Genomic DNA, 21693 nt, shown 5'->3' with positions numbered 1-21693 from the left:
CTGACCTTACGTGGTTCCGGGTCCGCCGCCGACGGCGGCATCGCTCCCGGTGTGATTTTCTCCCCCGTCTTTCTCCTCCGAATCCTCAGGAAGCCGCAATTCCCCCATATCGTTGAGCCTGAGAACAAAGGGACGCAGGGGGGCGTAGCGAATGACGGTGAGGGCCGCCGGATCGGCCGTGATCCGCTGGAACTGATCGAGGTGGAGCCCCAGGGCGTCGGCGACGATCGACTTGATCACGTCGCCGTGGCTGCAGACGAGGTAGACGCCCTTCTCCCCCAGGCGTCGGTTCCACTCCCGCACCGCCGTGACGGCCCGGTGCTGCATGTCCGCCACCGACTCCCCGCCGGGGAACGCCGCCGCGCTCGGGTGGGCCTGCACGACCTGCCACAGCGGCTCCTTGGCGAGCTCCTTCAGCGGCCGGCCGGTCCATTCGCCATAGCCGCACTCGATGAAACGTTCGTCCGTCCGCACCGGCAGGTCGCGGCCCGCCGCCACCGCCGCGGCCGTCTCCTGGCAGCGTTCGAGCGGGCTGGAGACGATCGCGTCGAGCCGGACGCCGGCGACGCGCCCGGCCAGCGCCACGGCCTGCGCCCGCCCCGCCTCGCTCAGCCGCACACCCGGGGTCCGGCCGGCCAGCACCGGGCCGGTGAGGTCCGTCAGCCCGTGGCGGGCCAGCAGCAGCGTGGTCACCGGGCAAGTGTCGCAGCCCTCGATCACAGTGTCGAAACCGGCATCCGGCCCGGCACCAGGACGGGCGGGCCCTGAGGGCGCGTCCGTGCCCCGTACGGCGTCTATCACGACGTCGCGGCCACCAGGGCGGTAACCTGGCGGGATCATGGAGCAGCGCTATGTCGGCCGCAGCGGCCTGTCGGTGTCCCGGCTGGGGCTCGGCACGATGACCTGGGGTCGTGACACCGACGCGGACGAGGCGGCCGCCCAGCTCCGCACGTTCCTGGACGCCGGGGGCACGCTGGTGGACACCGCCGACGTCTACACCGGCGGCGACGCCGAGCGGCTCCTCGGCAGGCTGCTGCGCGAGTCGGTGCCCCGCTCGGAGCTGGTGATCTCCACCAAGGCCGTGGTGACCCCCGCCGGCCGCCGCACGCGCGACGCCTCCCGCCGCCACCTCATCGCCGCGGTCGACGACTCGCTCAACCGCCTCGGGCTCGACTACGTCGACCTGTGGCAGCTGCACACCTACGACGACGAGGTGCCGCTGGAGGAGACGCTGGCCGCGCTCGACGCGATCGTCTCCTCCGGCCGCGCGGTCTACGCCGGCGTGTGCGACTACACCGGCTGGCAGCTCGCCGCCGCCGCGGTCACCCAGAAGTCGATCCCCGGCCGCATCCCGATCACCTCGGCGCAGGCCGAGTACAGCCTGCTGGCCCGCGAGCCGGAGCGCGAGCTGCTGCCCGCCGCCGCGCACCTGGGGGTCGGCGTGCTGGCCTGGTCGCCGCTCGGCCGGGGCGTGCTGACCGGCAAATACCGCACCGGCATCCCGGGCGACTCGCGCGCCGCGACGCCGCACTTCGCCGACTTCGTCCGCCCCTACCTCGACGAGCGCTCGCGCGCGGTGGTGGAGGCGGTGATGACCGCCGCCGACGGGCTCGGCGTCTCGCCGCTGGCCGTGGCGCTGTCGTGGGTGCGCGACCAGCCCGGCGTGGCCTCCGCCATCGTGGGGGCGCGTACGCACGCGCAGCTCAAGGGCGTGCTCCCGGCCGAGGAGGTCGTGCTGCCGATCGAGATCCGTGAGGCCCTGGACGATGTGTCGTCACTCGACTGAGGGGAACAAGAGGCTCTCTCGCGTATCACTAGTCGATACCGAATCGCAACTTCACCTGCCGAAAACGTGCGCCCGCGGGCGGCGTCCATCAAGATTTTCCCCTAAGCAACGCAGGAGGGGACGGATGGGGAGCAGGACCGCGATCTCGGCCGGAGTTCTCGCGGTGGCACTGGTGGCCGTCCCCGGGGCGGGGCCCGCCGTGGCGGCGGCGGCGAGCGCCCAGGACTGCACGCGGGACGGGGGGCTGCTGTCGGGGGTGACCAACACCCTGTGCGACGTGGTGGGCACCCTCACGGGCACCGTGGACACGCTCACGGGCGGCATCACCGACCCGGTGACCAAGCCCGTGGAGAAGACCACCGACGAACTGCTCGGCCGGGTGGGCGAGGCCGTCCCCACCGGGCGGCCGGACACCTCCGGGGAGACCGCCTCGGCCTCGCCGGACGCCACCCGCACGACGAAGTCCCACGGTGAGGACGACGACGCGTGCGACACGCCGGACGCGTGCGCCGGCGACCCGGTCCCCCGGGCCGACGCGACCTCCTCGGCGCCGCCGCGGCGCGACCGTTCGGCCCGGCCCCCGGTGAAGAAGCCGGCCACCACGCCGACGGCCTCGGCCACCGCGTCGGCCGTGCCGGGCGTGACCGCGTCACCTTCGGGCAGCGCCCGCCCCCGGCCCGCCGGCGACGACGGCCGCGAGGAGAGCGAGGAGAGCGCCCGCGCCGCCGATCCGGAGGAGCCCCGGGTGGACCTGCTGTGGCCCAACCCGTTCGCCCGCGAGCTGACCGTGCCGCTGCGGGACCAGCGGGTGGTCCGGCCCACTCCCCCGGCCTCCGACGTGCTCGGCACCGTGCTGACGATCGCGCTGCTCGGCTCGGCGGTGCTGGCCACGCGCATCGTGCAGCAGCGGCGGCAGCGCACCGAGCCGGTCGAGTCGATCCCGTTCGAGCCGGCCCGCGTAGGCGGCGGCCGCCAGCGCCTCGCCTGACGCGAGGCCCCGGCGGCCGACTGAAAAGCGGCGGGCGCCTGAAGGTTGGCGGGCGGCTGCAGGTTGGCGGGCGTCAGCCGCCGATGGCGTGGACGCCGCCGTCGACGTGCACGATCTCGCCCGTGGTCGCGGGGAACCAGTCGGACATCAGCGCCACGCAGGCGCGGGCGGCCGGCAGGGTGTCGGCGAGGTCCCAGCCGAGCGGGGCCCGGTCCGGCCAGCTGTCCTCGAACTCCTTGAAGCCCGGGATCGACTTGGCGGCCATCGTACGCAGCGGACCGGCCGCCACGAGGTTGACCCGGATGCCGTGCTTGCCGAGGTCGCGGGCGAGGTAGCGGTTGCACGACTCCAGGCCGGCCTTGGCCACGCCCATCCAGTCGTAGACCGGCCACGCCTTGGAGGCGTCGAAGTCGAGGCCGACCACCGCGCCGCCCTCCTTCATGAGCGGCAGGCAGGCCACGGCCAGCGACTTGTACGAGTACGTCGAGATCTGCACCGCCGTGGAGACGTCCTCCCACGGCGTGTTGAGGAAGTTGCCGCCGAGCGCCGTCTGCGGGGCGAAGGCGATGGAGTGCACCACGCCGTCGAGGCCGTCGACGTGCTCGCCGACCCGGTCGGCCAGGGTGTCGAGGTGCTCGGTGTTCTGGACGTCGAGCTCCAGCACCGGCGGCGTGGTCGGCAGCCGCTTGGCGATGCGCTCGACCAGGCTGAGCCGCCCGAACCCGGTCAGCACGACCGTCGCGCCCTCCTCCTGGGCCAGCTTGGCGACCGAGAAGGCGATCGAGGCGTCGGTGAGCACGCCCGTCACGAGAATCCGCTTGCCGTCGAGAATGCCCACGTCAGTGCCCCATTCCAAGTCCGCCGTCGACCGGGATCACGGCTCCGGTGATGTAGGAGGCGTCGTCGCTCGCCAGGAAGCGGACGACGCGCGCGACCTCCTCGGGGGCGGCCTGCCTGCCGAGGGGGATGTTGGCCACGATCTTGTCCTGGTCGAGCCCCGAGGTCATGTCGGTGGCGACGAAGCCGGGCGAGACGACGTTGACCGTGATGTTGCGCGAGCCGTACTCGCGGGCCAGGGAGCGGGCGAAGCCGACGAGGCCCGCCTTGGAGGCGGCGTAGTTGGCCTGGCCCGCCTGTCCCGACAGGCCCACGACGGAGGAGATGAGCACGATGCGGCCGCGCTTGAGCTTCATCATGGGCCGGATCGCGCGCTTGGCGACGCGGTAGGCGCCGGTGAGGTTGGCGTCGATGACGTCGGTGAAGGTGTCCTCCTTCATCATCGCCAGCAACGTGTCCTTGGTGATGCCGGCGTTGGAGACGAGGACCTCGACCGGGCCCTGCTCGGCCTCGACCTTGTCGAAGGCGGCCTCGACGTCGTCGGTGCTGGTGACGTCGCAGCGCACGCCGAACAGGCCCTCGGGAGGCTCCCCCGATCGATAGGTGACCGCGACGGCGTCGCCTTCCGCGGCGAGTTCACGGGCGATCGCGAGGCCGATGCCTCGGTTGCCCCCGGTGACGAGTACAGAGCGTGCCATGACACCAGACGCTATCCCCTACCGGCGGGTATCCGGTTGTCCGGGTGAGACAAGATCACAGGGTTAGGATCGTGGACATGCGCCAGATCGATGCCGACTTCCTGGAACTGCCGCTCAGGCAGCTCGCGGACGCCGCCCTGCAACGCGCTCGGGACCTCGGCGCCGAGCACGCCGACTTCCGGCTCGAACGCGTCCGCGCCGAGACGCTGAGCCTGTACGACGCCCGCCTGGAGGGCGCCACCGACGCCGACGACCTCGGCTACGCGGTGCGCGTGGTCAAGGGCGGCACGTGGGGGTTCGCCGCCGGGATCCACCTCACCCCGGAGGCCGCCGCGCGCGTGGCGGAGCAGGCGGTGCGGGTCGCCGAGGTGTCGGCGCCGATCAACAGGGAGCCGATCGAGCTGGCGCCAGAGCCGGTGCACGCCGAGGCCGTGTGGGTGTCGGCGTACGACGTGGACCCGTTCGAGGTGCCGTCGGCCGACAAGGTGACCCTGCTGGCCGACTGGTCGGCGGGCCTGCTCAAGGGCGCCGACCACGTCTCGGCGCGGCTGCTGCAGGTCAAGGAGCAGAAGTTCTACGCCGACACGGCCGGCACGGTGACCACGCAGCAGAGGGTGCGGGTGCACCCCACGCTCAACGCCATGAAGGCGGGCGAGAGCGGCTTCGACGACATGTCGACGATCGCGCCGCCGGTCGGGCGCGGCTACGAATACCTGACGGGCACCGGCTGGGACTGGCAGGGCGAGCTGGCCCGGCTGCCCGAGCTGCTGGCCGAGAAGCTCGCCGCGCCGTCGGTCGAGGCCGGCGACTACGACCTCGTGATCGACCCGTCCAACCTGTGGCTGACCATCCACGAGTCGATCGGCCACGCCACCGAGCTCGACCGGGCGCTCGGCTACGAGGCCGCCTACGCGGGCACCAGCTTCGCCACCTTCGACCAGCTCGGCGAGCTGGTCTACGGCTCGCCGCTGATGAACGTCACCGGCGACCGCACCGTCACCCACGGCCTGGCCACCGTCGGCTACGACGACGAGGGCGTGCGGGGGCAGAGCTTCGACATCGTCAAGGACGGCATCCTGGTCGGCTACCAGCTCGACCGGCGGATGGCGCTGATGAAGGGGTTCGGACGCTCCAACGGGTGCGCCTTCGCCGACTCGCCGGGCCACATGCCGATGCAGCGCATGGCCAACGTCTCGCTCCAGGCCGCGCCGGACGGGCCGGGCACCGACGAGCTGATCGCCGGGGTCGAGCGGGGCATCTACATCGTCGGCGACAAGAGCTGGTCGATCGACATGCAGCGCTACAACTTCCAGTTCACCGGTCAGCGGGCCTACCGCATCTCGCACGGCAAGCTGGCTGGGCAGGTCAGGGACTTCGCCTACCAGGCGACGACGACGGACTTCTGGCAGTCGATGGAGGCGGTCGGCGGGCCGGGCACGTACGTGCTGGGCGGCGCGTTCAACTGCGGCAAGGGCCAGCCGGGGCAGGTCGCCCCGGTCAGCCACGGATGTCCGTCCGCGCTGTTCAGGGGCGTACGGATACTCAACACCGTGCAGGAGGGCGGGAAGTGACTCCCCAGGAGATGGTGGAAAGGGCCCTGGCGCTCTCCACGAACGACGACTGCGTGGTGCTGGTGGACGAGGAGTCCACGGCCAACCTGCGCTTTGCCGGCAACACGCTGACCACCAACGGCGTGGCGCGCTCGTCCCGGCTGACGGTGATCTCCATCGCGGGCGACCGGGCCGGCGTGGTGTCGCGGGCGGCGGTGCGCGAGGAGCAGCTCGCCGACGTCGTGGCGGCGGCCGACGCGGCGGCCAGGGACGCCAGGCCCGCCGAGGACGCGCGCCCGCTGGTCGAGGCCGGCCCCGCCTCCGCCCACTGGGACGAGGACGTACGGCCCACCGACATCGGCGTGTTCGAGGCGTTCGCGCCCGCGCTCGGCGAGGCGTTCGCGACGGCCGAGGCCGGCGGCAGGAGGCTCTACGGCTTCGCCGAGCACCGGCTGACCTCGACGTTCCTCGGCACGTCCACGGGCGTGCGGCTGCGGCACGACCAGCCGACCGGCCGCATGGAGCTCAACGCCAAGTCGGCCGACCTCAAGCGGTCGGCCTGGACCGGCGTGTCCACGGAGGACTTCACCGACGTCGACGTCGACGCGCTCGGCGCGTCGCTGACCCAGCGGCTGGAGTGGGCGAAGAACCGGGTGGACCTGCCGGCGGGGCGCTACGAGACGCTGCTGCCGCCGAGCGCCGTGGCCGACCTGATGATCTACCTGTTCTGGTCGGCGGGGGCGCGCGACGCGCTGGACGGGCGGTCGGTGTTCGCGAAACCCGGCGGGGGCACCCGCGTGGGCGAGCGGCTCGGCGCGCTGCCGGTGACGCTGGCGAGCGATCCGGGTGCGGAGGGCATCGCGTGCGCGCCGTTCGTGATGGCGCACGCATCCAGCAGGGCAAGCTCGGTCTTCGACAACGGGCTGCCGCTGGGGCCGACCGACTGGATCAGGGACGGGCGGCTGGAGGCGCTGCACCAGACCCGCTACTCGGCCGAGCTGAGCGGGCTGCCGGTGACGCCGGCCGTCGACAACCTGATCATGCGCGGGCCGGCCGCCGGGCCGTCGTCGTCCCTGGAGGAGATGATCGCCGGCACGCGGCACGGGCTGCTGCTCACCTGCCTGTGGTACATCCGGGAGGTCGATCCCCAGACGCTGCTCGTCACCGGGCTGACCCGTGACGGGGTCTACCTCGTGGAGCACGGCGAGGTCGTGGGCGAGGTCAACAACTTCCGCTTCAACGAGAGCCCGGTCGACCTGCTCGGGCGCGTCTCCGAGGTGGGGGCGGAGGGGCGGACGCTGCCGCGCGAGTGGAACGACTACTTCCAGCGGACGATCATGCCGGCGGTGCGGGTGCCCGACTTCAACATGTCCACGGTGAGCCAGGCAAGCTGACCCCCGGCCCGACCCGACCCGCGGCCCGGCCTGAGCCGAACCGCATGCCTGAGCGGGCACCGGCCCGAGGGCCGGAAAGGCGGGCCCTGTCGAGCGCCCGCCCGAAGGTCCAGGTCGGCGCGGGGAGGCCGGCCCAGGCCCAGCGCCGAACGGCCGGGTCCGGGCCTGCGGCGCACCCCCGCCCGGGCCTGCGGCGGGCCCCCTGCCGGGGTGTGCGCCAGACGGCCGGGCCTCCGGGCCGGCGCCGCTCTGTTGGCTGCCCAGGCGGCCGGGCATGCGGTGGGCCGCCGGGGTCCGGGCATTGCGGTGGGCCCGCGTGTCCGGGGCCGGGTCTGCGGCGACCATGGCCCCTCGCCCGGGCGGCCCGGGGCCGGGCGGCAGCGGCGCCGGCAGGGGCAGCCCTTGGACACTACGTAGGGCGTGGGCGGCGCTCAGAGGGCGCTCAGGCGTCCTCCAGGCGGAAGCCGACCTTCATGCCCACCTGGAAGTGAGCGACCTCCCCCGCGTCGATGTGGCCGCGGATCTCCGTCACCTCGAACCAGTCCAGGTGCCGCAACGTCTCCGAGGCTCGCCTGATCCCGTTGCGGATGGCCTGGTCGACGCTCTCTCCCGAAGTCCCGACTATCTCGGTGACCCGGTACGTTCGGTCCGACATATCCCTCTCCTCCTTACCCGAAGGCCATGATCGCATGACCCCCTCCGCCGCCCGGGTGCGCCGTCCCGAGCCCGTACTTCGAGGACTACCGTGGAAGGTATGAAGCGGTGGCGCAGAAACGCGGACGTCCACCAGGTCACCGACGCGAAACCGTCGCTGACGTCGGACATCCACCGGCGTGAGGTCAGATATCTCGTCCAGATGGGCATCCGCACGGTGTGCCTGATCCTCGCGGTGGTGGTGCCCGTGCCGTGGCCCTTCAGGCTGCTGTTCATCGCCGGCGCCGTGTTTTTGCCATACATAGCGGTAATCGGGGCCAATGAGAGGGGCGAGCCCGCCCCGCCTCCTACCTTTCAGGACCCTGAGGCTAACCAAAGCGAGATACCGCTGCATCGACGCGAGATCGGGTCGTGACTAAGTCTTGACGCATCCCATGGGTTGTAGGTGTACGCTTTAGCCAAGCGCTCCGGTCCCCCGTCGGAGCGCTGGTGCCGGCGTTCCGGGCCCCCGTCGGAACGCCGATGAAGCGACGCCGGGTGGTTTGCCCCCGTAACCACCCGGCGTCGCCCTTTTCCTGGTCAAACACGCTTCAGCTGATGATCTAGAACGGCGGCGCCGGCCCGGTTCGATAGGGCTGCTTTCCCGAAATCGTTTTCACTCCCGCCTCTCCTGTTATTCACAGGAAATCTTCAGGCGGGAGTCAGCTTGACTTCAAGAGTTCGTTCGAGTGTCAGCCGTCTGTCAGCGTCTCGGCGGCCGCCGACGGCCAGTTCTTCGCCAAAGTGGTCAGTTTGGCGACGGCGTCCTCGGGCGCTGTGCCCGCCCCCTGAGCCAGGCCCAGCAGGTACGCCGTCAGCGGCGCGGCCGGCCGGGCCACGCCGTGGGCGACCTCCTTGGTGAGGTCGAGGATCTGGTCGCGGTCCACGACCGCCGGGTCGATGCCCAGCTCCTTGCAGGCCAGGGCGGTCCATTCGTTGAGCACGTGCATGTGTGCCTCCTCCAGGTCGTTCATCGTGTCGCAGTCGAACCAGGGGCGTCCGGGCGGCGTCAGGCGCGCGCCGACCAGCGGGGCCAGCAGGCCGCGGAGCGAGCGTCCAGCGTAGGCGGCGAGCGCGCTCCGCAGTTCGGCGGCCGGCCAGACGCCCGCCAGCCATTGTTCCCGTCCGCCGTCGTCCACCATCACCGCGCCCGCGCCCGGCGGCGCGGCCTCCAGCAGCGCAGCGACGTGCGCCCGCGTGAGGAACGGCAGGTCTCCGGCGAGCAGCGCCACCCAGGGGGCGGTGACGTGCGTCAGGCCCGCGGCCAGGGCGGGGACGGGCCCGCCGCCCGGCGGGTCCTCGCGTGCGAACCGGACGCCGGGAAGGGGGCGCTCGGGGCCGACCACGATCGTGCGGCGGGCGCCGGACGCGGCGGCGACGACGTTCTCGACGAGCGACCGGCCGCCGACGGTGATGCCCGGCTTGTCGCGCCCCCCGAGCCGCCTGGCCTCGCCACCGGCCAGCACCACGGCGTCGAAGGCCGCGGCCGGCCCCTCACGTCCGGGACCGCCGGGCGGGGCGCCCGTCTCCCCCGCGCGAGGGTCGGTGGGCACGGGGGTCAGCCGCCGATGGCGGACATCGGGCGGGAGGGCTGGAGGAAGGACGGGTCGTCGATGCCGTGGCCGGCCCGTTTGCGGGCGACCGCCGCCTGCCACCGCGCCGCCAGCTCGTCGTCCGTGGCGCCGGCCCGCAGCGCGGACTTGAGATCGGACTCCTCGGTCGCGAACAGGCAGTTGCGAACCTGGCCGTCGGCGGTGAGCCGGACGCGGTCGCAGGCGCCGCAGAACGGCCGGGTGACCGAGCCGATGACGCCGACCCGCGCGGGCCCGCCGTCGACCAGGAAACGCTCGGCGGGCGCGCTGCCCCGCCCCTCCTGGTCGTCCGGCGTCAGCTCGAACGCCTCCGACAGCAGGCCGAGGATCTCGTCGGCGGTGACCATGGCCTCGCGGCTCCAGCCGTGCTGTGCGTCGAGCGGCATCTGCTCGATGAAGCGCAGTTCGTAGCCCTGCTCCAGCGACCAGCGCAGCAGCGGGACGGCCTCGTGCTCGTTGACGCCGCGCATGAGCACCGCGTTGATCTTGACGGGGCGCAGCCCCGCGCGGTCGGCGGCGGCGAGGCCGGCGATGACGTCGGCGTGCCGGTCGCGGTGGGCGAGGCGTTTGAACGTGGCCGCGTCGAGGGTGTCGAGCGAGACGTTGACGCGGTCGAGCCCGGCGTCGGCCAGCGTCCCGGCCAGGCGGGCGAGGCCGATGCCGTTGGTGGTCAGCGAGATCTGCGGGCGGGGCTCCAGCGCGGCGGTGCGGGCCACGATGTCGGCCAGCTCGCGCCGCAGCAGCGGCTCGCCGCCGGTGTAGCGGACCTCGGTGATGCCGAGGCGCTCGACGCCGATGCCCACCAGGCGGACGATCTCGTCGGCGGTGAGGAGCTGGGCGCTCGGCAGCCAGTCGAGACCCTCGGGAGGCATGCAGTAGGTGCAGCGCAGGTTGCACTTGTCCGTGAGGGACACCCGCAGATCCGTCGCCACCCGTCCGAACGAGTCTCGCAACACGGGGCGTCACCTCCAGTCCGTTCGCCAGAGAGCCAGCCTACGACGTGATTCCGGCCGTACTCAAAACCACCTTGTCGCCGCATGTCCAGGAACGCCGGACGCCCGGCCGCTGAAGCGGCCGGGCGTCCGGCGGGAGCAGGCCGGGCCTCAGTGGTGACGGCGGCCGATCACCTTGACGTAGTCGGTGGCCTCCGACGGCTCCAGGTGCCTGGCGCCCTCGAAGACGGCGCGCCAGGTGCCCGACGTACGGGCCGGGACGCGGGTGTGGAAGTAGCCGTCGCCGCCGGTCCTGACCGAGTCGACGTACTCCCACTTGCCGGTGCCGTTCGGGCGGAAGAGGATCACGATCCGCTTCCAGGCCAGGCGGTGCCAGCGCTCCTGCTTCTTGCAGGCGTCGGAGTGGATGACCTGCACGAACCCGCTGATGTAGTCCTCCTCGCACTGCACCGACAGCTTGCCGTCGAGGCGGATCGGCTTGCCGCGCCAGGCGGGCTCGGGGTTGGCGTCGAGCGCCAGGCTCGTGTTGCCGCCGACGAAGTCCGTGTCCGGCTCGTCCGCGAACGCGGGCGTGGCCGCGGTGGCGAGCACCGAGGCGCCCAGGGCGGCGGCCGCCAGACCGGCTGCGATTCGTCGCATCTTCATGATTCCTTCCCCGTCACTTGCGCGCCCCAAATAGGACACGTCAACCATTGACCCGTAAAGGTCAAGGAAAGTTGCGGCAAAGGGCATCACGTCTTGGCTACAAGTCCCTTACCCCCTGGTTCGTCGGGATCTGGAGGTGTACGGGGCGTAGTGACCGGTTCCGGGGAAGCGGACGCGCCAGTAGCCGTTCGGCCGGCCGTAGATCCTGGTCTCGAAGCCGCCCGCGGCGTCCGTGACGGTCTGGGCGACCCGCTGCCACTCGGAGTGCCAGTCCTGGCGCCACAGGATCTCCAGGCGCTGCCTGCCGAACGGGCCGTAGTCGGTCAGGCCGCGCGGGTCCACGCGCGTCAGCGAACCGCGTACGCGGACCGCGCCGCCGGGCCCGGCCTTCTCGACGTGGACGGGCGACAGGCGGGTCGCGCGGCGGAACCGGAAGGTGGCGTACTCGGTCACGGTCCGGTCGTCCTTGCCGCGGGCGGTGGCGGCCACCGTCCAGGTGCCGGTCGGGTAGTAGCGGCTGAGCCTCTTGTCGGGGAGGAAGCGCCAGGTCTCCCAGCCGTCGGCCGACCTCTGCGCGGCGGGGCTCGGCACGACGGCGCGGGTGAGCGGGAGCAGGTTCAGGTACGACCCTCCCGCCTTGGGCGTCGCGTCGGCCGGCAGGGTCGCGGACACCAGGGAGGCCGGGGTCGGCGGCACCGCGGCATCGGTCGGCTTGGCCTGCGCCACCGGGTCGGCCGGCTGCGCGGGGTCAGCCACCTGCGCCGGATCGCCCTGCACCGCCGGGTCCGTCTGTACCGCCGGATCGGTCTGTACCGCCGGGTCCGTCTGTGCCGCCGGGTCGTCGGGCGCGGGCAGTTCGTCGGGAGTGTTCAGCCCGGCCGGTTTGTCGGGAGCGTTCCGGCCGGAAGGTCTGGTGGGGTATCCGAGCTCGGGAGACAGGGCCGGGGACTGCACTCCCGTGGGTTCGGCCGACGGCTCCGCGCCAGGCGACGCGGTGGGGGCGGGGTCGTCCGTCGGCTCGTCGGGCAGGGGCTTGGAGGCCAGGACCGGGCCGGGCGGAGCGCCCGGCTCGACCTTGACGGTGACGCCGTTCTTGCCCGACGTCCCCTTGGCGATCACGTCGATCACCAGGCGGACGGAGCCGCGCGGCCCGACGACGGGCTCGGCGGGACGCACCGTGATGGCGCGGATCACGGGGCCCTCCTCCAAGGAGGGCGAGGGCACGGGCGCGGAGGCGGGCACCTTGGCGGGCACCCCGGCGGCGGCGGTGGACGCGGACGCGGGAGCCACGAGCGTCCCCGCCGCGAGCGAGGCGAGTAGCAGTCCTCTGGTCATGATCGAGACGGTAGGAACCGCCCGGTCATGGCCAAACCCGCGACACACGCCTCTAGTGGCAAAGCCCCGGAAAAACGGGATCAGCCGGAGTAGAGGCCTTCGATGACGTCGGCGTACTTCGTGTGGATGATCCGCCTCTTGAGCTTGAGGCTGGGGGTGAGCTCCTCGGTCTCGGCGGTCCACTCGGTGCCGAGCAGCGCCCATTTCTTCACCTGCTGCACGCGGGCGAGCCTGGTGTTGGCGGCCTCGACGGCGCTCTCGACCTCCTTCAGCACGTCGGGGTGCGCGGCGAGCTCGGCGAGGGAGCCGTAGGTGATGCCGCGCGCCTGCGCCCAGCCGGGCGCGACCTCGCCGTCGATGGTGAGGACGGCGACCGGGTAGGGCCGCAGGTCGCCGTAGGCGAGCGCCTGGCCGATGAGCGGGTGCTGCTTGAGGTGGTTCTCGATCTCGGCCGGGGAGATGTTCTCGCCGCCCGCGGTGATGATGAGCTCCTTCTTGCGGTCCACGACGCGGTAGAAGCCGTCGTCGTCCACGCTGCCGATGTCGCCGGTGTGCAGCCAGCCGTCGGCGTCGATGAGCTCGGCGGTGGCCTCGGCGCGGTTGAGGTAGCCGAGGGTGTTGAGCGGGCTGCGGGTGAGCAGTTCGCCGTCCTCGGCGATGCGCACCTCGACGCCGGGCTCGGCCCTGCCGACGGTGCCGAGGCGGTAGCAGGCGGGGCTGTTGCCGGTGAAGGCGCCGGTGGTCTCCGTCATGCCGTACACGTCGATGACCTTGAGCCCGAGGCCGGCGTAGAAGTTCTGCACCTCGGACGGGAGGGGGGCGGCGCCGGTGGCGGTCCACTGGGCGCGGTCGAAGCCGATCATGCCGCGGATGAGCCCGAGCAGGGCGGCGTCGGCCTTGTCGTACGCGGCCTGGATCTCGGGCGTGATCGTGTGGCCGTACTGGCCGGCCTCGACGTACGCGCGGCCGGCCGCCATGGCCTCGCGGACCGCGGCCTGCTGCTCCTCGGGCTGGCCGGCGAGCACGGCGAGGAGGCGGGCCATCATCTTCTCCCATACGCGCGGCACCCCGAAGAACATCATCGGCCGGACCTGCCCCAGCGTGGCGCCGAGGTTGGCGAGGTCGGTGCAGAAGTAGACGTGGGAGGCCTTCACCAGCGGCAGGTAGAGGCTGAGGATGCGCTCGGCGATGTGGGCGTAGGTGAGGTAGGAGATCTGGGTGCCGAGCGTCGGCAGCGCGGTGAGCCGGTCGGTGGCGGCGACCTCGTAGAAGACGTTGGTGTGGGTGAGCGGGACGCCCTTGGGCATCCCGGTGGTGCCGGAGGTGTAGAGGACGGTGACCACGTCGCCGGCGGTGACGGCGCGCAGGCGCTCCTCGACGGCGGCGGGGTCGGCGGCGAGCCGGGCGCGGCCGAGCTCCAGGAAGTCCGTCCAGGTCATGAACCGCTCGTCGCCGGCAGGCGCGCCCTCCAGCATGATGATCTTGCGCAGGCCGCCGAGGCGGTCGAGCACCGGCTGCCAGCGGGCCAGCTCGGCGGGGCCGCCGAGGACGGCGAAGCGGGCGCCGACGTCGCCGGCGACGAACTCGATCTGCTCGGGCGCGAACGTGCTGTAGATCGTGCAGCCCACTCCCCCGGCGTGCACGGCGCCGAGGTCGGCGAGGACGTGCTCGCTGCGGTTGACCATCATGAGCGCGACGGACTCGCCGCGCCCCAGGCCCAGGGCGGCGAAGCCGGCCGCGATCTCCAGGACGCGCTGCCTGGCCTCGGCGTAGGTGAGCGTGCGCCAGTCCTCGCCGGAGTCGGGGTCGCCGGGGTCGGAGTAGGCGGGGGCGTCGGGGTGCCGCTCGGCCAGCTCGGCGAGCTGCCCGCAGACGGTACGGCCGGCGATCTGCTGCTCGATCTCGGCCCGGACCTCGAGGACTTCGGCCATGGCGCGCCTCCAGTCAGTATTCACTTGCATGAATGGCTTGCATCGCACCACAGGGGCCGGACAGCGGCAAGACCTTGCACGGAAAGAGCGGCATCTCTGACGTAGAGTGATGGATCGGATGCGATACGTCATATTGGGCCGTCATAGTGGAGGCAGGGCGATGCGGGGCAGCGGCAGGACGTTCTTCGGTCATCCGTGGGGCCTGGCGACGCTCTTCGGCACCGAGATGTGGGAACGGTTCAGCTGGTACGGCCTGCGCGCGATCCTCTACACGTTCATGGCCGCCTCGCCGACCCACCAGGGGCTGGGCCTGCCGCCGGCGACGGCGCAGGCGGTCGTCGGCGTCTACGGCGCGCTCATCTACCTGGTGGCGCTGCCGGGCGGCTGGGTGGCCGACCGCATCCTGGGGGCGCGCAGGTCGGTGTTCTGGGGCGGGTTCGTCATCATGCTGGGGCACATCAGCATGGCGATCCCGGTGACGACGCCGTTCTTCGTCTGGCTCGGGCTGCTGCTGATCATCGCCGGCACGGGGCTGCTCAAGCCGAACATCTCGGTCATGGTGGGCCGGCTCTACTCCGAGGACGAGGACGGCCGCCGCGACGCCGGGTTCTCGCTGTTCTACCTCGGCATCAACCTGGGGGCGTTCTTCGCGCCGATCGTGGTCGGCTGGCTGGCCGCCGGCGACCGCTGGCACCTCGGCTTCAGCGCGGCGGCCGTCGGCATGGCACTCGGCCTGGTCCAGTACGTGTGGGGCAGGGGCGCGCTGCGCGGCGTCGGCGAGCGGCCGGGCCTGCGGCTGACGCCCGCCGAGCGGCGCCGCTTCGGCCGCCTGGCGGGTCTCGGCGCGGCCGTGGTGGTGGCCGCCCTGGTGGCGTGGGCGGCGAGCGGCACGCTCACGGTCGACCGGCTGACGATCGCGATCACCGTGGTCGTCCTCATCGTGCCGATCGTCTACTTCTCGTACATCATGCTGGGCAGCCACGACCTGTCCCAGGAGGAGCGGGACCGGATGAAGGCCTACATCTGGCTCTTCGTGGCCGCGGCCATCTTCTGGATGATCTACGACCTGGCGCCGAGCAAGCTGCTGGCCTTCGCCGCGGACCACACCGACCTGTCGCTGTTCGGGGTCCCCATCCAGCCGGCCACGACGCAGTCGTTCAACCCGCTGCTCATCATGATCTTCGTGCCGGTGTTCGCGGCGCTCTGGGTCAGGCTGGGCACGCGGGTGAGCACGCCGCAGAAGTTCGGCTTCGCGCTGGTCATGGTGGGGCTGAGCTTTGTGGTCATGGCGGTGGCGGCGGGGCTGGCCGGGGCCGGGCGGGTGTCGGTGTGGTGGCTGGTGCTGGTGTACGCGATCCAGGTGTTCGGCGAGCTGTCGCTCAGCCCGGTCGGGCTGTCGGTGACAACGAAGCTGGCGCCGGAGGCGTTCAAGGCGCAGATGCTCGGCGTGTGGTTCATCGCGGTGTCGGTGGGCGACGCGGTCGGCGGGCAGACGGGGCGGCTCGGCGCGGTGCTGTCGGAGCCGGCGTACTACCTGGTGCTGGCGGTCATGGCGATCGTGGCGGGGGTGGCGCTGTTCATGTTCACACGGCGGCTGCGGGTGCTGATGGCCGAGCACTACCACGCGGAGGCCCTTCCCTCCTCGATCCGGTAGAAATCCACCGTGTCAGAAATCCTGGATCTTGTCGGAATTTTCGTCTTCGCCCTGTCCGGCGCGCTGATGGGCGTGCGCAAGAAGCTGGACGGGGTGGGGATGCTGGTGCTGGCCTCGATGACCGCACTCGGCGGCGGGGTGGTCCGCGACCTCATACTCAACGTGCGACCGATCGCGTTCCAGAGCCTCGGCTACGTCCTGGTGCCGGTGGCCGCCGCGGTGATCGTCTTCTTCTGGCACCCGCACGTGGCCCGGGTGATGCCCGCCATCCTGGTGCTGGACGCGGCCGGGCTCGGGCTGTTCTGCGCGGTCGGCACCGAGAAGGCCCTGGAGTACGGGCTCAACCCGCTGCACGCCGCCCTGCTGGGAGTGGTCACGGCGGTCGGCGGCGGCATGCTGCGGGACGTGCTGGCCGGGGAGATCCCGACGTTGCTCTACGACCGCCAGCTCTACGCCGTGCCGGCGATGCTCGGGTCGGGGGTGATGGCGGCGCTGTCGTCGTACGGGCTGCACGGCTGGCCCGCCACCCTGGCCGCGGCGCTGCTGGCCTTCGGGCTGCGGATCACGGCCATGCGGTTCAACTGGCGCTTCCCGATGGCCAGGGGCGTCGCCCAGTGAGCGGGCGGCTCACACCATCGCGCTGAGCGAGTCGGGGACGGGGGCGGGGCCGGCGGGGCCGTGCTCGCGGGCGGCGCGCAGGCGGACGACGGCCTCGGCCAGCACCTGGGGCGGCAGGGTGAACGGCAGCCGCAGGTAGCCCTCCAGCGTGCCCTCCAGGCCGAACCAGGGGCCGGGCGCGAGCCGGACGCCGTGCCCGGCGGCGGCCTCGGCGAGCGGGGTCGCGGCGTCGCCGTTCAGCCGGACCCAGAGCGAGCCGCCGCCGCGCGGCACCGTGAACGTCCACCCGGGCAGGTGCTCGCGCAGCCCGTCCACCAGGGCGGCGCGCGAGGCGCGCAGGGCGCGGCGGCGTTCCGACCGGGTCTCCTCCAGCCGGTCGAACAGCCGCGCGACGGCGAGCTGCTCCAGTACAGGGCCGGCGATGTCCACGACCGCGCGGTGCAGGGCGAGGCGGCGGGCGAGGGCCGCGGTGGCGCGGACCCAGCCGACGCGCAGCCCGCCCCACCACAGTTTGGACGCCGACCCGACGCTGATCACCCGGCTGTCGGTGTCGAAGGCGGCCATCGGCGCGGTGGCCGGCACCTCGTCGATGGCCAGCTCCTGCCAGGTCTCGTCGACGAGCAGCAGCGCGTCGTGGCGCCGGGCCATGGCCGTCACGGCGGCTCGGGTGGCGTCGTCCATGAGGGCGCCGGTCGGGTTCTGGAAGTCGGGCATGAGGTAGGCGAGGCGGGCCCCGGACTGCCGCATCGCGCCCGTGAGCAGGTCGGGCCGCCAGCCCTCGTGGGAGATCCCGACCGGGACGATGCGGGCGCCGCGCTGCCGGGCCGCGTCGATCGCGTGCGGATAGGTCGGCGACTCCACCAGCACCGCGTCACCCGGCCCGGCGAGCAGGCCGAGCACGAGGTGGAGGGCGTGCTGGGAACCGGCGGTGACGACGATCTGCTCGGGACGGGTGGCCACGCCGCGGGCGGTGTAGCGGGCCGCGATGCGCTCGCGCAGCAGCGGCAGGCCCATGGGGTCGTAGCCGTTGCCCATGCCGAGGCGCGGCAGGTCCTCGACCGCCTCCAGCATCGCCTCGCGCAGCGCGCTGGGCGCGGGCGGGGCCGCGCTGTGGAGCTGAATGAGGCCGTCGCCGCCGGTGCTGAGCCAGGGGTTCTCGGCGGTGGAGGCCGGGTCGGGCAGCGCGGTCCAGCTTCCCGAACCCTGGCGGCTCTCCAGGTAGCCGCGCTCGCGCAGCAGGTCGTAGGCGGCGGTGACCGTGGTGCGGCTGACCCGCAGCGCCTCGGCGAGGTGGCGCTCGGCGGGCATGCGGACGCGTACCGGGATCTGGCCGTCCATGATGCGGGTGCGCACGCCGTCGGCGAGCGCGCGGTAGTAGGGGCGGGCGCCGGGATCGACGCCGGCGAGCCGGGCCACCTGGGCCGCAGAGAGATGCCGCATAGGGCCACTTTTCGCGATTGGCCCTGTTTTTGCAAACCGAACCCTGCCACTCTGGGGCCATTATGAGCGAGAGCATGACCCTTCCCGTGACGCGTCCCCTTCCCGCCAGGCTGGCCCGGCTCTTCGGCGGCCTCGCCCTGTACGGCGCCGGCATCGGCCTCCTGGTGGAGTCCGGGCTCGGCAACAGCCCGTGGGACGTCTTCCACCAGGGGGTGGCCCTGCGCGCCGGCGTGTCCATCGGCACCGTCATCATCGCCGTGGGCGCGCTGGTGATGCTGCTGTGGATCCCGCTGCGCCAGCGCCCCGGATTCGGGACGATCGCCAACGTGGTGTTCCTCGGCCTGTTCGCCGACGCCGCGATCGCGCTGCTGCCGACGCCGCACGCGCTCCCCCTCCAGGCCCTGTACGTGGCCGCCGGCGTCTGCGCGGTCGCCCTCGCCACCGTCCTCTACATCGGCGCCGGCATGGGGCCGGGCCCGCGCGACGGCGTCATGACCGGGCTGATCAGGCTCGGCCTGTCGGTACGGCTCAGCCGCTTCCTCATCGAGATCACCGCGCTGGCCGTCGGCTGGCTGCTCGGCGGCACGGCCGGCCTCGGCACCCTCGTGTTCGCGCTGGCCATCGGCCCGCTGACGCAGCTGTTCACCCGCTGGTTCCCGCTCTCGTGAGCGCGGGACCACCCGCGCGGCGAGTAGCGTCGTAGCATGCGCCTCGAGGATTACGCCCTGATCGGAGACATGCAATCGGCCGCGCTGGTGGGGAGGGACGGCTCCATCGACTGGCTGTGCCTGCCCAGGTTCGACTCCCCCGCGTGCTTCGCGTCCCTGCTCGGCAGCGAGCGCAACGGGCACTGGTGGCTCGGCCCCACCGGCCGCAAGCACGCCGACCGGCGGCGGTACCGCCCGGACACGCTCATCCTGGAGAGCGAGTGGGACACCCCCACGGGCACCGTACGGATCATCGACTTCATGCCGCCCCGCGACCGCAACCCCGACGTGGTGCGCATCGTCGAGGGCGTCACCGGCAGCGTGGAGATCTCCACCGTGGTGCGGGTGCGCTTCGACTACGGCCGGATCGTGCCGTGGGTGCGCCGGACGAACGGGCACCTCCAGGCCATCGGCGGGCCCGACTCGGTGTGGCTGCACGCGCCGGTGCCGCTGAAGGGCGGCGACTACGCGCACCGGGCCACGTTCACCGTCAAGGAGGGCGAGCGGCTGCCGTTCGTGTTCACCTGGCATCCCTCGCACGAGGCGATGCCGCCCGCGATCGACTGCGAGGAGCAGCTCGCCGAGACCGAGGCGTTCTGGTGCGACTGGATGACGCGGTGCAGCTACGAGGGCCCCTACCGGGAGGCGGTGAACCGCTCGCTCATCACGCTGAAGGCGCTCACGTACGCGCCGACCGGCGGCATCGTCGCCGCCCCCACCACCTCGCTGCCTGAGGACCTCGGCGGCGTGCGCAACTGGGACTACCGCTTCTGCTGGCTGCGCGACGCCACGCTGACCCTCGACGCGCTCATCTCCAACGGCTACCTGGAGGAGGCGGCCGACTGGCGGTCCTGGCTGCTGCGGGCCATCGCCGGGCGGCCCCAGGACCTGCAGATCATGTACGGCGTCGCCGGCGAGCGCCGCCTGCCCGAGCTGCGCCTCGACTGGCTCGACGGCTACGAGGACTCCCGCCCGGTCAGGATCGGCAACGAGGCGGTCCGCCAGCTCCAGCTCGACGTGTACGGCGAGGTGATGAACTGCCTGTTCGTCTCCCGCACCCGCGGCCTGGCCCCCGACGACCGGGCCTGGACCATCCAGCGCCAGCTCCTCGACTACCTGGAGGAGCACTGGGACGAGCCCGACGAGGGCCTGTGGGAGGTGCGCGGGCCGCGCCGGCACTTCGTCCACTCCAAGGTGATGTGCTGGGCGGCGCTCGACCGGGCCGTCAAGTACGTCGAGCGCTTCGGCCGCACCGGCCCCGTCGAGAAGTGGCGCACCCTGCGGGACACCATCCACCGGGAGATCTGCGAGAAGGGCTACGACAGCGCGCGCAACACCTTCACCCAGTCGTACGGGTCGTCCGAGCTGGACGCGGCGCTGCTGATGATCCCCATGGTGGGCTTCCTGCCCGCCGACGACCCCCGCGTGGTGGGCACGGTCGCCGCCATCGAGAAGGAGCTCCTGTCGGACGGCTTCGTCCTGCGCTACCCGATCGCCGAGGACAACGACGTGGACGGCCTGCCCGGCGGCGAGGGCGCCTTCCTCGCGTGCAGCTTCTGGCTGGTCGAGGTGATGGCGATGCAGGGGCGCAGGGAGGAGGCGACGGAGCTGTTCGAGCGGCTGCTGGAGCTGCGCAACGACGTCGGGCTGCTGGCCGAGGAGTACGACCCCCGCTACGGGCGGCTGGTCGGCAACTTCCCGCAGGCGTTCAGCCACGTGCCGCTGGTGCACGCCGCCCGCGCCCTGTCCTCGCCCCTGGACGGCCCGGCCGGCGTCACGACCGGCTGAGCCCGATCACTTCGGGCCGGTGAGGCGGCGCTCGCCCTCGGTCGTGAGCACGAAGACCTGCCAGTTGTAGTAGGCGTAGTAGGCGCGCGGGTCGCGCTTCATCTGGCGGGCGTGCAGGAGGATGGCGTTCACGTACGCCCGCGACGGGTTGTAGGCGTGCAGGGCCCGCCGGTAGTCGCGGGGCGCGCCACTGGCGCGGAGGTAGTTGGCGGCGCCCATGATCGCGTCGCCGGGGTCCTGGACGTCGCCGCCCATCCCGTACGCCCGCCAGGTCGCCGGCATGAACTGCATCGGGCCCTGGGCGCCGGCGTGGCTGTCGGCGCGGACCCGGCCGAACTTCGTCTCGGCGAGCATCACCGCCGCCAGCACCTCCCACTCCACCCCGAAGCGGCGCTCGCCGCGCTTGAAGTGGGCCAGCAGCTCGGCGGCCGGGCGGGCCGGCTGGACCTTGAACACCGCGGCCGGCTTGATGGGGCGGGCCAGGGCGAGCAGCTCGCGGATGGCGCCGACGTTGTCCCTGGCCTGGGCCGCCAGGGCCGCGGGGAGGCGGGCGAAGGCGCGGTCGGCGAGGGTGCGGTTGCGGGCGGCGTGGCGGTAGAGGCGCTGATGGTAGAGGGCCAGCAGCTCGACGTCACGCGGCGGGGCGCCCTTGGCGGGCTTCCAGCGGTCGATGGCCGCGTTCAGCGCGGCCGTCGTCTCGCGCAGGGCGGTGGCCAGCTTCGCGGGGGTGGCGGGGAGCGGCTCGCCGGGGGCGGGGAGGGCGCGGGCGGCTCCTGCGCCCGCCGTCGGCCGCGCCTCGGCCGGCCCGCCCGACGGCTCCCCGGACCGCGTCCCGGCCGTCGCGCCGCCCGGCCGGGCAGCCGGCGAGCCCGCCGGGCCGGCCGATGAGGACGTGCCGGCCGGATCGGCAGACGAGGTCGCGCCGCAGCCGCTGAGGCCGGTGACGACGGCCGTCGCGGCCACCAGCGCGAGGCGGACAGGGCCGGCGCCCCTGTGGGCCGGCGACGGGTGCGGTGCGTGGTCGCTGTTCGGGGGTTGGAGGTCCTTCATGGTCGGCCAACCTACCCGGATCAGGCCCCGGCAG

General features: G+C 72.6%; 20 protein-coding genes. 9 read left to right on the top strand and 11 right to left on the bottom strand.

Annotation, left to right across the window (positions count from 1 at the left end; translation table 11 throughout):
* Positions 1-6: 6 nt before the first annotated feature.
* Positions 7-693, bottom strand: coding sequence for a histidine phosphatase family protein (locus tag SMD20_RS04930; RefSeq protein ID WP_329575381.1), 687 nt, complete (start codon positions 691-693; stop codon positions 7-9).
* Positions 694-838: 145 nt separating this feature from the next.
* On the opposite strand from SMD20_RS04930, the gene SMD20_RS04925 reads away from it, so the two are divergent.
* Together SMD20_RS04925 and SMD20_RS04920 are read left to right on the top strand one after the other, a co-directional pair.
* Positions 839-1786, top strand: a complete 948-nt coding sequence (locus SMD20_RS04925) for an aldo/keto reductase (protein WP_329575378.1) — start codon at positions 839-841, stop codon at positions 1784-1786.
* Between the two features lie 124 nt (positions 1787-1910).
* Complete coding sequence (locus SMD20_RS04920; RefSeq protein ID WP_329575376.1) at positions 1911-2774, top strand: hypothetical protein; 864 nt, start codon at positions 1911-1913, stop codon at positions 2772-2774.
* A gap of 73 nt (positions 2775-2847) precedes the next feature.
* On the opposite strand, the gene fabI is transcribed toward SMD20_RS04920, so the two are convergent.
* A complete protein-coding gene (fabI, locus tag SMD20_RS04915) occupies positions 2848-3612 on the bottom strand; it encodes an enoyl-ACP reductase FabI (protein ID WP_329575373.1) in 765 nt (254 codons plus the stop codon).
* Position 3613: 1 nt separating this feature from the next.
* A complete protein-coding gene (locus SMD20_RS04910; RefSeq protein WP_329575370.1) occupies positions 3614-4309 on the bottom strand; it encodes a beta-ketoacyl-ACP reductase in 696 nt (231 codons plus the stop codon).
* Positions 4310-4386: 77 nt separating this feature from the next.
* Between SMD20_RS04910 and SMD20_RS04905 the strand changes: the two genes are divergently transcribed.
* Together SMD20_RS04905 and SMD20_RS04900 are read left to right on the top strand one after the other, a co-directional pair.
* Positions 4387-5880, top strand: coding sequence for a TldD/PmbA family protein (locus tag SMD20_RS04905; RefSeq protein ID WP_329575368.1), 1494 nt, complete (start codon positions 4387-4389; stop codon positions 5878-5880).
* Complete coding sequence (locus SMD20_RS04900; RefSeq protein ID WP_329575366.1) at positions 5877-7253, top strand: metallopeptidase TldD-related protein; 1377 nt, start codon at positions 5877-5879, stop codon at positions 7251-7253. Before SMD20_RS04905 ends, SMD20_RS04900 begins: the two co-directional genes overlap by 4 nt.
* Positions 7254-7695: 442 nt before the next feature.
* On the opposite strand, the gene SMD20_RS04895 is transcribed toward SMD20_RS04900, so the two are convergent.
* Entirely contained in the window at positions 7696-7908 is a 213-nt protein-coding gene (locus tag SMD20_RS04895; RefSeq protein ID WP_020547544.1) for a dodecin, read from the bottom strand.
* A 99-nt stretch (positions 7909-8007) separates the two neighbouring features.
* Here SMD20_RS04895 and SMD20_RS04890 point away from each other — a divergent pair, with 99 nt between their 5' ends.
* On the top strand, positions 8008-8322 hold the full coding sequence (locus SMD20_RS04890; protein ID WP_329575361.1) for a DUF3099 domain-containing protein: 315 nt from the start codon (positions 8008-8010) through the stop codon (positions 8320-8322).
* Between the two features lie 316 nt (positions 8323-8638).
* Here the strand turns inward: SMD20_RS04890 and SMD20_RS04885 are convergent, their stop codons facing one another.
* The 5 genes from SMD20_RS04885 to SMD20_RS04865 form a co-directional block, all read right to left on the bottom strand.
* On the bottom strand, positions 8639-9499 hold the full coding sequence (locus tag SMD20_RS04885; RefSeq protein WP_329575359.1) for an NTP transferase domain-containing protein: 861 nt from the start codon (positions 9497-9499) through the stop codon (positions 8639-8641).
* Positions 9500-9504: 5 nt separating this feature from the next.
* On the bottom strand, positions 9505-10494 hold the full coding sequence (moaA, locus tag SMD20_RS04880) for a GTP 3',8-cyclase MoaA (protein ID WP_329575356.1): 990 nt from the start codon (positions 10492-10494) through the stop codon (positions 9505-9507).
* Between the two features lie 147 nt (positions 10495-10641).
* Positions 10642-11130 (bottom strand): hypothetical protein, encoded by a 489-nt coding sequence (locus SMD20_RS04875; RefSeq protein ID WP_329575354.1) that lies wholly within the window; start codon positions 11128-11130, stop codon positions 10642-10644.
* 114 nt (positions 11131-11244) lie between these two features.
* Positions 11245-12471, bottom strand: a complete 1227-nt coding sequence (locus SMD20_RS04870; protein WP_329575351.1) for a hypothetical protein — start codon at positions 12469-12471, stop codon at positions 11245-11247.
* An 80-nt stretch (positions 12472-12551) separates the two neighbouring features.
* A complete protein-coding gene (locus SMD20_RS04865; protein WP_329575347.1) occupies positions 12552-14402 on the bottom strand; it encodes an AMP-dependent synthetase/ligase in 1851 nt (616 codons plus the stop codon).
* A gap of 160 nt (positions 14403-14562) precedes the next feature.
* On the opposite strand from SMD20_RS04865, the gene SMD20_RS04860 reads away from it, so the two are divergent.
* Both SMD20_RS04860 and SMD20_RS04855 read left to right on the top strand, forming a co-directional pair.
* Complete coding sequence (locus SMD20_RS04860) at positions 14563-16056, top strand: peptide MFS transporter (protein WP_329575344.1); 1494 nt, start codon at positions 14563-14565, stop codon at positions 16054-16056.
* 9 nt (positions 16057-16065) lie between these two features.
* A complete protein-coding gene (locus SMD20_RS04855; RefSeq protein WP_329575341.1) occupies positions 16066-16674 on the top strand; it encodes a trimeric intracellular cation channel family protein in 609 nt (202 codons plus the stop codon).
* A 9-nt stretch (positions 16675-16683) separates the two neighbouring features.
* Here SMD20_RS04855 and yczR read toward each other — a convergent pair whose 3' ends face one another.
* The gene (gene yczR / locus SMD20_RS04850) at positions 16684-18114 is read right to left on the bottom strand and encodes a MocR-like transcription factor YczR (RefSeq protein WP_329575338.1); all 1431 of its coding nucleotides are present in this window, start codon (positions 18112-18114) and stop codon (positions 16684-16686) included.
* 74 nt (positions 18115-18188) lie between these two features.
* Here yczR and yczE point away from each other — a divergent pair, with 74 nt between their 5' ends.
* Together yczE and SMD20_RS04840 are read left to right on the top strand one after the other, a co-directional pair.
* Positions 18189-18782, top strand: coding sequence for a membrane protein YczE (gene yczE, locus SMD20_RS04845; protein ID WP_329575335.1), 594 nt, complete (start codon positions 18189-18191; stop codon positions 18780-18782).
* A 36-nt stretch (positions 18783-18818) separates the two neighbouring features.
* A complete protein-coding gene (locus tag SMD20_RS04840; RefSeq protein WP_329575332.1) occupies positions 18819-20609 on the top strand; it encodes a glycoside hydrolase family 15 protein in 1791 nt (596 codons plus the stop codon).
* Positions 20610-20615: 6 nt separating this feature from the next.
* On the opposite strand, the gene SMD20_RS04835 is transcribed toward SMD20_RS04840, so the two are convergent.
* Complete coding sequence (locus SMD20_RS04835) at positions 20616-21659, bottom strand: lytic transglycosylase domain-containing protein (RefSeq protein ID WP_329575328.1); 1044 nt, start codon at positions 21657-21659, stop codon at positions 20616-20618.
* Positions 21660-21693: the final 34 nt, after the last annotated feature.

Source organism: Nonomuraea sp. LP-02, assembly GCF_036289125.1.
Classification (GTDB): domain Bacteria; phylum Actinomycetota; class Actinomycetes; order Streptosporangiales; family Streptosporangiaceae; genus Nonomuraea; species Nonomuraea bangladeshensis.
Note: the sequence above shows the minus strand (reverse complement) of the source record. Positions and strands in the feature narration are given on the sequence as shown.

What these genes read in the sequence shown, in the direction of transcription:
- SMD20_RS04925 (WP_329575378.1), top strand. Translation starts at nt 839, where the DNA reads ATGGAGCAGCGCTATGTCGGCCGCAGCGGCCTGTCGGTGTCCCGGCTG.
- SMD20_RS04920 (WP_329575376.1), top strand. Translation starts at nt 1,911, where the DNA reads ATGGGGAGCAGGACCGCGATCTCGGCCGGAGTTCTCGCGGTGGCACTG.
- SMD20_RS04910 (WP_329575370.1), bottom strand. Translation starts at nt 4,309, where the DNA reads ATGGCACGCTCTGTACTCGTCACCGGGGGCAACCGAGGCATCGGCCTC.
- SMD20_RS04905 (WP_329575368.1), top strand. Translation starts at nt 4,387, where the DNA reads ATGCGCCAGATCGATGCCGACTTCCTGGAACTGCCGCTCAGGCAGCTC.
- SMD20_RS04895 (WP_020547544.1), bottom strand. Translation starts at nt 7,908, where the DNA reads ATGTCGGACCGAACGTACCGGGTCACCGAGATAGTCGGGACTTCGGGA.
- SMD20_RS04890 (WP_329575361.1), top strand. Translation starts at nt 8,008, where the DNA reads ATGAAGCGGTGGCGCAGAAACGCGGACGTCCACCAGGTCACCGACGCG.
- SMD20_RS04875 (WP_329575354.1), bottom strand. Translation starts at nt 11,130, where the DNA reads ATGCGACGAATCGCAGCCGGTCTGGCGGCCGCCGCCCTGGGCGCCTCG.
- SMD20_RS04870 (WP_329575351.1), bottom strand. Translation starts at nt 12,471, where the DNA reads ATGACCAGAGGACTGCTACTCGCCTCGCTCGCGGCGGGGACGCTCGTG.
- SMD20_RS04865 (WP_329575347.1), bottom strand. Translation starts at nt 14,402, where the DNA reads ATGGCCGAAGTCCTCGAGGTCCGGGCCGAGATCGAGCAGCAGATCGCC.
- SMD20_RS04860 (WP_329575344.1), top strand. Translation starts at nt 14,563, where the DNA reads ATGCGGGGCAGCGGCAGGACGTTCTTCGGTCATCCGTGGGGCCTGGCG.
- yczR (WP_329575338.1), bottom strand. Translation starts at nt 18,114, where the DNA reads ATGCGGCATCTCTCTGCGGCCCAGGTGGCCCGGCTCGCCGGCGTCGAT.
- yczE (WP_329575335.1), top strand. Translation starts at nt 18,189, where the DNA reads ATGACCCTTCCCGTGACGCGTCCCCTTCCCGCCAGGCTGGCCCGGCTC.
- SMD20_RS04840 (WP_329575332.1), top strand. Translation starts at nt 18,819, where the DNA reads ATGCGCCTCGAGGATTACGCCCTGATCGGAGACATGCAATCGGCCGCG.
- SMD20_RS04835 (WP_329575328.1), bottom strand. Translation starts at nt 21,659, where the DNA reads ATGAAGGACCTCCAACCCCCGAACAGCGACCACGCACCGCACCCGTCG.